Annotated in this window: 11 protein-coding genes; 6 read left to right on the plus strand and 5 right to left on the minus strand. The window is 40.3% G+C overall.

What is annotated here, in order from left to right; translation table 11 throughout:
• The first annotated feature begins 29 nt into the window (after positions 1 to 29).
• The 3 genes from HXT55_RS06235 (at position 30) to HXT55_RS06245 (ending at position 3,684) form a co-directional block, all read left to right on the plus strand.
• Positions 30 to 1,544, plus strand: a complete 1,515-nt coding sequence (locus HXT55_RS06235) for an adenosylhomocysteinase (protein ID WP_064623290.1) — start codon at positions 30 to 32, stop codon at positions 1,542 to 1,544.
• A 92-nt stretch (positions 1,545 to 1,636) separates the two neighbouring features.
• Positions 1,637 to 3,058: an amidohydrolase family protein gene (locus HXT55_RS06240; protein WP_064623292.1), complete on the plus strand. Its 1,422-nt coding sequence runs from the start codon at positions 1,637 to 1,639 to the stop codon at positions 3,056 to 3,058.
• Between the two features lie 77 nt (positions 3,059 to 3,135).
• Positions 3,136 to 3,684, plus strand: a complete 549-nt coding sequence (locus HXT55_RS06245) for a cupin domain-containing protein (RefSeq protein WP_004575034.1) — start codon at positions 3,136 to 3,138, stop codon at positions 3,682 to 3,684.
• A 12-nt stretch (positions 3,685 to 3,696) separates the two neighbouring features.
• Here HXT55_RS06245 and HXT55_RS06250 read toward each other — a convergent pair whose 3' ends face one another.
• Complete coding sequence (locus tag HXT55_RS06250) at positions 3,697 to 4,587, minus strand: 5'-methylthioadenosine/S-adenosylhomocysteine nucleosidase (RefSeq protein ID WP_004112055.1); 891 nt, start codon at positions 4,585 to 4,587, stop codon at positions 3,697 to 3,699.
• 266 nt (positions 4,588 to 4,853) lie between these two features.
• Here HXT55_RS06250 and HXT55_RS06255 point away from each other — a divergent pair, with 266 nt between their 5' ends.
• The 3 genes from HXT55_RS06255 to HXT55_RS06265 all read left to right on the plus strand — a co-directional run bounded on the left by HXT55_RS06255 (position 4,854) and on the right by HXT55_RS06265 (position 7,594).
• Positions 4,854 to 5,723, plus strand: a complete 870-nt coding sequence (locus tag HXT55_RS06255; RefSeq protein WP_004116998.1) for an ABC transporter substrate-binding protein — start codon at positions 4,854 to 4,856, stop codon at positions 5,721 to 5,723.
• Between the two features lie 153 nt (positions 5,724 to 5,876).
• Positions 5,877 to 6,770, plus strand: a complete 894-nt coding sequence (locus HXT55_RS06260) for an amino acid ABC transporter permease (protein ID WP_004112052.1) — start codon at positions 5,877 to 5,879, stop codon at positions 6,768 to 6,770.
• Entirely contained in the window at positions 6,770 to 7,594 is an 825-nt protein-coding gene (locus tag HXT55_RS06265) for an amino acid ABC transporter ATP-binding protein (protein ID WP_075038788.1), read from the plus strand. Before HXT55_RS06260 ends, HXT55_RS06265 begins: the two co-directional genes overlap by 1 nt.
• Before the next feature lie 294 nt (positions 7,595 to 7,888).
• Here HXT55_RS06265 and HXT55_RS06270 read toward each other — a convergent pair whose 3' ends face one another.
• From HXT55_RS06270 to HXT55_RS06285, 4 genes are all read right to left on the minus strand, one after another.
• Positions 7,889 to 8,749, minus strand: coding sequence for an aldo/keto reductase (locus HXT55_RS06270; protein ID WP_004112049.1), 861 nt, complete (start codon positions 8,747 to 8,749; stop codon positions 7,889 to 7,891).
• A gap of 93 nt (positions 8,750 to 8,842) precedes the next feature.
• Positions 8,843 to 10,357, minus strand: a complete 1,515-nt coding sequence (araA, locus tag HXT55_RS06275) for an L-arabinose isomerase (protein ID WP_101888595.1) — start codon at positions 10,355 to 10,357, stop codon at positions 8,843 to 8,845.
• 51 nt (positions 10,358 to 10,408) lie between these two features.
• Positions 10,409 to 11,101 carry an L-ribulose-5-phosphate 4-epimerase gene (locus HXT55_RS06280; protein WP_004112045.1) on the minus strand — a complete coding sequence of 231 codons (693 nt, stop codon included), beginning with the start codon at positions 11,099 to 11,101 and terminating at the stop codon, positions 10,409 to 10,411.
• Positions 11,102 to 11,191: 90 nt separating this feature from the next.
• Positions 11,192 to 12,805, minus strand: coding sequence for a xylulokinase (locus HXT55_RS06285; protein ID WP_180947405.1), 1,614 nt, complete (start codon positions 12,803 to 12,805; stop codon positions 11,192 to 11,194).
• Between the last annotated feature and the right edge of the window lie 34 nt (positions 12,806 to 12,839).

A 12,839-nucleotide genomic window follows, 5' to 3' on the forward strand; every position in this document is an offset into this window, starting at 1 on the left:
ATAAATATAAGAGCTTTTAGGAGTTTAATATGATTGATTTTAGCGAATGGGTTGCTATTACTTCGCAGAGAACTAACCAATCTCTTGCTGGGGCACGCGTGTTTATTGGAGATAACAATATTCAAAATGAGAATGCTAAAAATAGTGACCAAAATAGTGATGTGGAAAAATTCTTACAGAGCGCGCAATCTTGGGGAATAATTCCTACGACTTGTAAACAATACGCAGATTTTGATGCCACTAAATCTTACGAAAATATAGAAAACACTATGGTTAACGCGCCTAATTTAAGCGGAAAAGACGCAATAGATTACGCGCAAAAACATATGCAAGTAATGCGCACTCTACTTAACAATTTACAAGAAAGTGGTCTTAATTTAGAAGGCGTTAGAATAGCTGTTTGTCTTGTGTTGGAACCAAAAACAGCTGTATTGCTTAGAGAATTGCACGCGCACGGAGCGATTGTTGGCGTTTTTTGTGGTCCAGACGAAACTGACCAGAGAGTAGCAGATCAGCTTAAAAAAGAAGGCATTTTAGTACAAGCAAACCGAGATTGGACACCTGAACAAACTCATGAAGGTGCGCTAAAACTCTTAGACGAAATACAGCCAGACATAATAATCGACGATGGTGCAAGTTTTGCGCGCCTAGCAAGCCTGGAACGCCAGCAAATCGCAGCTAATCTAATAGGAGTTGCAGAAGAAACAACTAGTGGAGTGCGCGCTTTTGAAGCAATGCAAAAAGCTGGACACTTGCACTATCCTGTGATTGCAGTAAATAACAGCGCTCTAAAAACCGATTTTGACAATCGTCATGGAACTGGCGAAACATGCGTTACTACTATGCAGCAAATTCTTGGAAGCGAATGCTTTAAAAACGCTAAAGTAACTGTTGTTGGATACGGTCCAGTTGGTCGCGGATTCGCATTAAGAATACGCGCATTGGGTGCAAAAGTTACGATTTGCGATACAAATCCTGTCCAATCCTTACGCGCAGTTTTCGATGGATTTGAAGCTCATAATCTTGAATGCGTTGTTAAAAAAAGCAATATGATTGTTTCTGCAACAGGCGTTAGACACACGATTACATTGCAACACATGCAAAACATGCAAGAAAACGCGATTTTGGCTGTTATTGGCGGAATTGCAAACGAGATTGCACTAGACGAAATCCCTGATTTTAAGCCAGTTGTTGGAACTTCACAAAGAAAAATCCAAGTTCCGTGCGGTCCGCAAATCACACTAATAAGTGAAGGAGACGGCACAAATTACACTACTGGCGGTGGAAATCCTATTGAGATTATGGACTTTAGTTTTGCTGTTCAAGTAAGCGCAGTAGCGTATTTGCTAGATCACAATGGGAAAAACAAGAAAAATGGCGACAAAAATCGGCTTGATTCTGGAATTTACCAATTGCCAGAAAGCTCCGATAATCAAATAGCAAGTATTGCATTAGCAGAACGCGGATATAGTGCTAGCGAATCCAATAAAGATAATGGTTATAGATGGGATTTAACAAGATTTGCCGAAGACGAAAATATTTAGATGAAATCCAATTAACCGAATCATAACAAATCTAAGCAATAATAGAGTAACAGAAGCAAAATTAGTTAAACGATAATTCCATAAGGAAAGCAATGTTTACAGATCCAATACGCGCACTTGCACACCCAACGCCGCTTAGCGAAGTAACCTTATACAGTGCAGCAATGGTTATTCCAGTAACAGGTCCTATTATTCCCGAAGGAGCCGTAGCAGTATCAAATAGACGCGTTGTACACGTTGGAACAAGACAGTGGGTACTAGACATTCTAAAAGATGAAATGTCAAACGATTCCTATAGGAAAATGTTTAACAACGAACGACATTGGCATGGTCTTATGACACCAGGTCTTATAAACGCACACACGCATTTGCAATACACTAATATGGCAAGCGTAGGCCGCGGCGAATACCGCAATTTTAGAGACTGGGAAGAAGGATTCAATGTTGTTTATGACAAATTACAAGAAGAAAAACAGCATAACCCATCATTGATGACTTGGAAAACTTCTGCATACGAAGGTGCCAGAATGATGGTGGAAGCTGGCACTACTGCAGCTGCCGACATTGTAACTGATATCGAAGCAGTTGGAGCGCTTGCAAGCCAAGGCATGCACGGGATAGCCTATTGGGAGGTAATGGGCTGGAAAAACGTTGACTGGAAGGAAGAAGGCTACGCTAAGCTGCTCGAGATGCTTGGGCACATGATGGACGACGGCAGAGTGCCGAGTATAGGAATTAGCCCACACGCACCTTACAGTCTAGAAACCGAACCTTTTGTGGATTTGCCAGACATTGCAAGACAGCTAAACATGCGCTTGCACATACACTTAGCAGAAACACCTATGGAGGCTGGAAATCACGCCGATACACTCACCACGTATTCCGCACCAGATTGGAATGCTAACGTTTGGGCGAGCTACAGCGAACTTAAAGCACATGGAATGACAGCTTCCGCAATTCAGTTTTTGGATCAGCTCGGATCCCTTGGACCAGACGTACATATTGCGCACGGAGTTTGGGCAGATGGCGAAGACCGAAGAATTTTGCGTCAACGCGGAGTGGGAGTGGCATTGTGCCCAAGATCCAACCGCATTACTGTTACGGAAAGAGACGCGCCAATTCGCGACTACATGGAAGAAGGAAACTTGCTTGCGATTGGTACGGATTCACTATCTTCTTCCCCATCTTTAGACGTTTTAGACGACGCTGCAAAAGTCTATGATTTAGCAACAGCGCAAGGGTATAGAAAAGATGATTTAACACATCGAATTATTCGCATGCTTACTTTAGGCGGCGCAAGCGTTATGGGCTTACACGTAGGACCGCACAGAATTGGTCAAATTAATGCTGGAGCAACAGCCGACCTTGCATTATTTGATATTCCAACAGACACAAGCTCGCCACAAGGAGTTGAAGAGACTTTGCACAATTTTGTGCGTCACGGTGCAGGTAGTGCAAAAGCAACAGTTATTTCTGGAAATCTTGTATACAATAATGGTGCTTTTGCTCAATAATCTGATGCAAGCACAGATAAGAACACATTTAACGCAAATATTTAACGCAAATATGAAAAATAAAAGGAGCATGCATTATGAGTGTCAGTTTAGAAAATATGAGTGATTACGCCAAAAATCTTGTTAAAGAATTACAGCTAGAAGCCCATCCAGAAGGCGGATGGTACACCCGCGACTGGCAAGCAGCGCAACTATATAGCGCAACCAACAATGAAAATACTTCAAACGCGAGCACAAACAATACGAAAATTGACGAAAACGCTGGCGCAGACGCACCAAGACCATTGGCCTCTCTTATTTACTTCCTTTTGCCTTCTGGCGATTCAAGCGCATGGCATAAAGTTGATGCAGACGAGATTTGGCTATGGCATGGACCGTCAAATCTTACGATTGAACTTGGTGGATGTGGTCAAACCCCTTGTGATGAGGCAGATTTGCAGCGTTTTACTCTTGGAAACACTAAGGAATGCAATGGCTTATCCACGCGCGGACATCTTGTAATTCCTGCTGGGACATGGCAGAGAACAATACCAAGCGATGGCGATGTTCTTGTTTCTTGCGTAGTAAGCCCTGGGTTTACTTTCAGCGGATTTGATTTAGCAGAACAAAACGATTCAAATAAGTAAACTAGTCTGCAGTTATTTAACAAGCGCCTTCAAAACACGCAAAGTTAACGATCCTGCTTGATTAGCTGCAAGAACTAAATCATCCTTATGCGAGTCCACAGATTCGTATGATTCTCCACAACGATTACTCATTGAGCGAATCGCAAGGAATGGAACACCGTTTTTAGCAGCAATATGTGCAGCAGCAGCGCCTTCCATCTCTTCGCAATCGCCAAAAACCGTTGCTCGCACAGCGTCTAAAATATTAGGATCTGTGTTAAATTGGTCGCTTGTTGCTATGTTTCCACACAAATAAGCAACGTTGTTTGAATTTTCGTTAGACACGCTATTTTCATTAGACGCGCTTTGCTTAAAGTCCGAGGATAAGTCGCCAGCAACCGAAGAGGATTCCTCCAAAGACTTCTCAAGCCTAAATCCTAATAATTGCGCCTCTTTAACAGCTAAATCGCATAATTTTGAATCTGATTCAAAAACAGATTTGTACGGAGCACACTCTGCAATAATTTGCGTATTTGTTTCTAAATAGTGAAGTTTCTTGCCTATAACAATATCTCCAACACTAAGACGCGGATTTAAAGCACCTGCGATTCCGCTAAAAATCAACACTTGTGGATTGGATTCGATTATCAACGCTTGAGCTGCAGCTGCGGCAGCGCACTTTCCCATTCCAGCAACACATATTGTAAGAGTAGGATTTTCGCCTTTGCTATTAGAAGCGATTTTGCCCTGAATAAAAGTAACCCCATACGAATCCCAAGTTTTATAATCCCCACAAAATGCTTGAAGAATAGGCTGAGCTTCTTTTTGAAGTGCAACTATAACAGCAAGTTTTGAAAGATGACTAAAATCTTTAGAACTTTCAGAAAAATCGTCAGCCGCGCTATGTTCAAAATTATTTAACATGAAATACTCCTCAAAAAATCAACACACCGTATGTAACTGACACTTAACATACTACGACTTAAGTCTAATCACCACAAAACTACGTATTAAATCAACAAAATATAGCGCGTTATAAACAATCGCGATAACAATTCTGTAACAATTAAGCCTTAAATGCGTCTATCGTCTTATAAACTATCAAATGTACGGCCGCAAAACCTACTTAAATCGCTTAAAAAACGAATAAGCGAAAAATCTTAAGGTTTTAGCAAAAACAAGGAGAAAAAATGGCTATTTTCGTACACAACAACTTGCACACCAACCGCGTAGCAATCGCTGCTGCAAAAATTGCAGCAGCAGCATTAGCAATGGCAGCAATGGTTAGCACAGCAGCATGCGGCAGCCAAAACGCACAAGATACAAACCAAAAGACGATTACTCCAGGCGTTTTGACAATCGGCACAGCTCAGCCAACTTACACACCTTGGATGTACGATAACAAGCCAGAAAACGGCAAGGGCTACGAATCTGCAGTAGCATACGCTGTTGCAAAGAAACTCGGATACGATAAAGACAAAGTAAAGTGGGTTCGCACAACCTTCGACTCCGCAGTAACCCCAGGACCAAAAGACTTTGATTTTAACCTTCAGCAGTTCTCTATTACGGAGGAACGCAAGAAGGCAGTAGACTTTTCGCCAAGTTACTACAACGCAACTCAGGGTGTTGTGGTCAAAAAAGATAGCAAGTTTGCTAACGCAAAGACCTTAGCAGACCTTAAAACCGCTACAATTGGCGCAATGGTTGGAACAACAAGCTACAGCTTTGCTAAAGACAAGATTAAGAGCGATATTCAAACCTTTAACGATAATGACGCTTTGGTTCAGGCTCTTGATTCTAAGCAGATTGACGCACTTGTTATAGATACTCCATCTTCCGTAAACATTGTGCGCAGCAAGCAGGTTAAAGAAGGTGTTGTTCTTGGACAGATTGCAGGATCGGAAGATAAGGAAGGAACTGGATTGGTACTTCCAAAAGGCTCTAAGCTTACTGCAGACGTCACTAAGGCTGTGAATGCGCTAGAAAAAGATGGTACTTTGAAGAAGCTCCAAGAAAAGTGGCTTGCAGAGTACACGACTAATCTGCCAGTTCTTAAGTAAAAACTAAACCAAAAATAAATAAAAATAAATAAAAATCGTACTAACGTCATTACCAATACGCATTATTGTAAGCAACTTGTAACCCAATCGTCACATAAAAGTGCTTACAATAGTGCGTATCATTCATTATGTCGAAAGGCTTGAGTGCCGCCAATGACAGTACTTAACGGCAATGCATTAAACAGTGAATCAAACAACGCTGGAGAATACGCTTTAAGCAATATCGAGCTTGAGCGTAGGTCAATCCGCAAAAAGCAAAATCTTAAATCAGTTTTAACAAGCATAATAAGCACTTTAGTATTACTTGGCGTGTGCGTTGCGGCACTTGCAATGAGCCCTGGTTGGCCAAGAGTGCGCGAAACGTTCTTTTCTGGCAAGTACTTTATGTTATCTTTGCCATCCGTTTTGCAAGGCTTAATGCTTAATCTGCAGGTGCTTGTTTTCGCTGTTATTGGAGTAGCAATACTTGGAACTTTAATCGCAGTTATTCGTACAAGCGTAAGCCCAATGCTTTTCCCTTTGCGAGCTATAGCGCAATTCTACACAACTATTATGCGCGGCATACCAATGCTTGTTGTGCTTTACTTAATCGGCTTTGGCATACCAGGATTACAGCTTTTTGGGCGAATCCCACCAGCAATACTCGGTACAATTGCCATTGTTATGAGCTACTCCGCATACGTTGGAGAGGTATTGCGCGCAGGATTTGAAGACGTGCATCCGTCTATGCGAGCGTCCGCAAGATCACTTGGCTTAACATCTGGTCAAACTGTGCGATTAGTGGTAATTCCTCTTGGCTTAAGAAAAGTGGCTCCTGCCTTAATGAACGACTTTATATCAATGCAAAAAGATGCAGGACTCATATCGGTTTTGGGCGCTGTAGACGCTGTTCGAGCCGCGCAAATATCTGTTGCAACTTCTTATAACTTCACTCCATACGTTGTAGCAAGCGTTGTATTTATAGCGCTGAGCATTCCGTTTATTGTTCTAAACGATTGGTATACGGCAAGACTGCGCAAACGCGAGCTAAACGGAGGAACCGTGTGATGAATAACTTAACAAACCAGAAGGTAAGTCAGCAAATGAGCGAGCAAATAAACGCAAACAATCAAACAAATGCAAGTGATTACACGGATTCAACCCCAGTTTTGCGCTTAAGCAATATTCGAAAATCGTATAACTCAACACCTGTTCTTAAAGGCATTTCTTTTGATATTGCACCTCACGAAGTGGTGGCTCTTTTAGGACCTTCTGGAAGCGGAAAATCCACTCTTATGAAGTGCATTAATCTGCTTGAGCGAGTAGACGACGGTCAAGTTTGGCTTGGAAACACAGATATTACAGATCCTCGTATAAATCAGGATCAAATTAGATCTCAAATCGGAGTTGTGTTCCAGCAATTCAATCTTTTTACGCATATGAGCGTTTTAGATAATGTGACTCTTGCTGCGCGAAAAGTTCATCATTGGAGCAAAGACCGTGCAGAAAGCCGCGCAATGGAGCTTCTATCTAGGATTAAGCTAGAAAATAAAGCAAAGTCTTATCCGGATCAGCTTTCGGGCGGACAGCAGCAACGAGTGGCTATTGCACGCGCGCTTATGACAAGCCCACAACTTTTGCTTTTAGACGAGATTACTTCCGCGCTAGACCCAATGCTTGTTGGTGAAGTTCTAGACATGGTTGCGGAACTAAAAGAGCAAGGAACCACAATTTTAATGGCCACTCACGAGATGCATTTTGCTCACAAAGCTGCCGACAGAGTGGTTTTGCTACGAAACGGCGTTGTTGCAGAAAATGGCACACCATACGAAGTTATGGACGCTTGCAGCGACCCAGAAACGCAAAACTTCTTTAAGTCTTTCCGACATTGATTTTTTGTGAACTACGCAGTAATTGCGCTCACATAAGCGTAACCCCATTCCCGCGTTTGTTCCCTTTTTGGGCAAATCTGACTACAAACACTGGCAAAAATAAACAAACACGGGCAAAGCGGCATGAAGCTCATGTAAAACACAAACTTCATGCCGCTCTATAGGAGAAAGCTACGAAAATTTTTTGTTCACTTATACTGTCCACCATTAATCACTCGTAGCCTCGATGACAAGGAATCAATAAGTCACATATATAACCCCTTCACAAATACAAATAAAACAAACGCCACACAATTATGCATAACTAAACGTTGCAGGGTCATGCCCCATTCGCTCATTAGTGTTCAAATCATCTATTGCACGTATTTCATCATCCTTAAGACTAAATCCAAAAACATTAATATTTTCACGTTGCCTATTTTCTGAAACAGATTTAGGTATGATAATGTATCCATGCTCAATATGCCAGCGCAAAATCACCTGCGCACAAGTAACATCATGATTCTTAGCAATAGTTTCCAAAACACCATCGCCGATATTCAAATCACGTCCGCGCGCCAATGGAGAATACGCTTCAATAGCAATATTATGCTTCTTGCAAAAATCAACTACATTAGACTGCTGCCAGCTCGGATGCAATTCAATCTGATTCACTTGAGGCCACTGACCAACTTCATCATATAAACGCTGCAAATCAGAAGGCATAAAGTTACACACACCAAGCGAACGTACCCTACCTTCCTCTTTCAACTTAACAAATGCTTTCCATGTTTCTGTAGAACGCCAATTAAATGGTGTAGGCCAATGAATCATATACATATCCACATAGTTCAAGCAAAGATCCGCAAGTTGAGAATCAAAAGCCTTCAAAGTACTGTCATACCCCTGCTGTGAATCTCTAACTTTTGTAGTCACCCATAGGTTTTCTCGCAATTCGCCAGTATTAAAACCAGTTTCGCGCAATACTTCACCTAGCTCATTCTCATTGTTATATCCAGCTGCAGCATCAATATGTCTGTATCCTAACGAAAGAGCGCTTTCTACAACATCATGCATACTTACTTTATCAACTCGAAGTACACCTAAACCAACTTGTGGTATAGAATTGCCATCCGATAATAAAATGTTAGGCACAATGTGCATATTTTCATTCATTAAAGCACCCCTTCGCTATAAAATTGACCATTATTTTCAAAGGAAATAATAACACAACAAACACTCATCACTAGAGACGTAATAATGCCAATATTACTTAACATTAAGCTTGTAATACATTTGAGAAATCTGTAGATTGCGCTCAAAATCTTGGGTATTAGTGTTTTTATCAATCACAGCTAGTTCAACACCAGAGATACGCGCAAAATCTTCCCAAACTTCTCTACCAATTGACGTTGTCATACAAGTATGATGGGATCCACCAGCTAATAACCAGCATTGCGCAGACAAAGATAGACTTGGCTGCGGTTTCCACATGGCGCGAGCGCAAGGCAAATTCTTTAGGCTTCCAGACGGCTCTACAACATCGACAATATTCATTAAAAGTCTAAATCTACTGCACATATCCGCAAGAGAAACCACAACAGCATCCTTTTTAGGAGCAGCAGTAAACACGAGTCTAACAGGATCTGATTTTCCTCCAATACCCAATGGATATATAGCAAGACGAGGTTTTTGAATACTTCCAATAGAAGGCGAAACTTCTAACATATGTGATCCTAATATCATTTCGTTATCTGGCTCAAAATGATACGAGTAATCTTCCATAAGAGAAGCTCCACCTTCAAGACCATACCCCATAACTAATCCCAAACGAACCAATATTGCGGTTTTCCAATCCCCTTCTGCCGAGAAACCCCATCCATATTCGGAAGGAAAACGTTGAGCAGCAACTCCTGGAAGTTGGGAAAGACCACCAAGATCTTCAAAATTATCTACTGCAGCAGTAGCATCATAATCACGCATCATGGATACCATTCCAACTTCCTGCTTAGCTGCAATTAACAGAGAATCATATTTTTGATTTAATAATTCTGGATCAATATTGTATTTATTTTTATAATCTTCTATCAAATCTTTAGCTTGCTTATCTGTAGCACGATTAACATATGAATTTAATTCGTTTACAGACCAAGTATTAATAGATGCACCAAAGATTTTCTCAGCTTCAGTTTTATCTCCTTCAGTAACAGCAACGTTACGCATATTGTCTCCCCAACGCATAACGTTCATATTGTTAGACGCCCACCAACCTAAACACGCACGAACCCAAGTATTTATGCGATCCGAAACTTCTGGATTCGTATAATGACCAACAACTATTTTTCTTCTAATACCAAGTCTAGAAACAATATAACCGAATTCTCTATCTCCATGAGCAGCTTGATTTAAATTCATAAAATCCATATCAATACTTTCCCAAGGTATTTCACGATGATACTGGGTATTCAACTGAAGCAAAGGTTTACGCAACAGTTCTAATCCGCGAATCCACATTTTTGCTGGCGAGAACGTGTGCATCCAAGCGATCACGCCTATACAAGATTCTTTTGAAGACGCATCAACCATAAAATTACGCACAGCGTCAGATGATTTTAAGGTTGGTTTCAAAACAATTTTCACAGGTATCGAATGTTGATTATTTAAATAATCTACGATTTCGCCAGCTTGTTTTGCCACTTGTTCTAGTGTTTCTGGACCATATAGTTCTTGCGAACCTACAGCAAACCACACTTCTTTGTTCTCAAAAGGATTTTCCATAGCCATTATTTACTCCTATAAGACTTATATATGTAATTGTTTTTAGATTATTTTTTATTAGTTTTGTCCATAAACATTTTGATATCGTTTATTAAGAGAATTGATATCTTCTTGCTTTATATCGATTATTTTCCCTATTTGCCTAGCGGCCCACATTGTTTTGGCTACTTCTTCTGTCATAGAAGCAGCTTTCACAGCACTTTCTGCATCTTTTCCAATTACGAAAGGACCGTGATTTTGCATCAAAACCGCTGGCGACTTAGGATATTTGCGTAATGTTTCAACAACGCCTTGCCCAATTGCCTCACTGCCAATCAACCTGAATGGTCCAACTGGAACAGGACCGCCAAACTCATCTCCCATCATTGTTAATCCACACGGTATATTTTCTCCAATAGCAGCCCAAGCAGTAGCATAAGTCGAATGAGTGTGTACTACTCCAAATACTTCAGGCATATTTCTATAAATATAAGCATGCGAAGCTGTGTCAGAACTTGGAGAATAGGATCCATCAACAACATTCCCATCTAGATCACAAACAATCATTGATTCAGGAGTTAGTCTTTCGTATCGTACTCCAGAAGGCTTAATAACCATTAAATCAGCAGTATGCAAACGTTGAGAAACATTTCCCGCAGTCCACACAACTAAATTCCATTTAATAAGTTGATCATGCAAATTGGATACTAATTCGCGTACCTGTTTTACCTCAGATTGAGTTTCTTGTGAATAATCTTTTAAAGTTTTCATAATTACTATTTCTTTCTAATAAATTTTTTAAAAATATGATGAGAAAACACTATTTTTAGTCTTGCTTAAGCAATCTTTTGCACAATATTTTTACGGCATCGTAGTTATTGCTGCATGTTCTATTGGCAATGACCTCATAAATTGCTCAAAATATCTCTGGAATCCTTCCACGTCATCCTTACGAGGGAAAACGGTAACTGAATTCACATGGGCAAATACTTCATTTTGCAAAAAGTCTATTAATGTTATATTTTTTCGCCTAATATATGATGCTAAAATCGCCATTCCCCACGATCCGCCTTCAGAAGCCGTAGGCATAGTGGTTACTGGAACACCAAACGCCGCCGAAGCAATACGCTGAGAAACTTCAGGAGTGGCAAAAATACCACCATGACCAAGCAAAGAATCAATTTCAACATGCTCTTCTTTTGTTAAAACATTCATTCCAATAGTCACTGGACAAAATGCTCCATATAGCTGAGCACGCATAAAGTTTCCGAGTGAAAGTTTTGCTTGCGGACCGCGAGCAAATACAAATCGCCCTTCTTCCAAACCTGCTTGAAACTCTCCAGAAGAAAAACAGTAGTTAATATTTCCTCCAGCATCAAATTCAGTTCCACTATCAACAGCAGAATTAAACAGGCTTGTATATAACAAATCCATTGATATTGGTTTTCTTATTGCATCTGCAAATTGAGCAAATAAATTAACCCAAGCATTTAAATCTGTAGTGAAATTATTAGCATGACTCATTGCAGATAAATGACCATCTGGAGTCATAACTATATCTAACTCTTTATGAGCTTTTGACAAAGGGCGCTTTAAAACAACAGTTGCAAAAATAGATGTACCAGCCGAAACATTACCAGTACCAGGCTTTAATGTATTGGTTGCAACCATACCGGTTGCCGCATCTCCTTCAGGAGGAACAAATGGTATTCCTGGATTCAAAATGCCACTAGGGTCAAGAAGAGAAGCACCATCAACTGTCAATCGACCAGCAAATTCTCCAGCGGAAAGAGGTGTAGGTAAAATATCCTTCAAATTCCAAGGCTGATTAGATATTTCAGGAAGATTCTCAATTTTATTTAGCGCATTCTCATCCCAGCTTAAAATGTTTGAATCCATAGGAAACATTCCAGAAGCATCCGACAATCCTAATACTTTTTTGCCAGTAAGCTTCCAATGAATATAGCCAGATAGCGTAGTAAAGAATGCTACATTATGTACGTGCTCTTCTTTGTCAAGCGCACATTGATACAAGTGAGCTATCGACCAGCGTTCTGGTATATTAAGACTTAATTCGTTAGAAAGAATTCTGTGAGCATCATGCGTATTGGTATTTCTCCAAGTCCTAAATGGCACAAGCAACTTATTTCTATTATCAAAGGCTAAATAACCATGCATCATTGCTGAAATACCAATGCCGCCAATATTATTTAAACGCAATTGGTAATCTTTATTAATTTGATTACTTATCTGAGAAAAAACAGATTGTATTCCATGCCAAGCATCAGATAGATCATAGGTCCACAAACCATTTTCTAGTTTGTTTTCCCACTTATAAGATCCTTCTGCAATAACTTGATATTGTCCATTAATTAAAGCACCTTTAATTCTAGTTGAACCCAACTCAATACCAAGATATGTGTTTGCATTAATAATATCTTTTTTATTAGATGATACGCTCGAAATATCACACATGATGCTCCTTTGCATGCTTTTATAAGATTCATTT

The organism is Gardnerella sp. KA00718 (assembly GCF_049244285.1).
Taxonomy (GTDB): Bacteria; Actinomycetota; Actinomycetes; order Actinomycetales; family Bifidobacteriaceae; genus Bifidobacterium; species Bifidobacterium vaginale.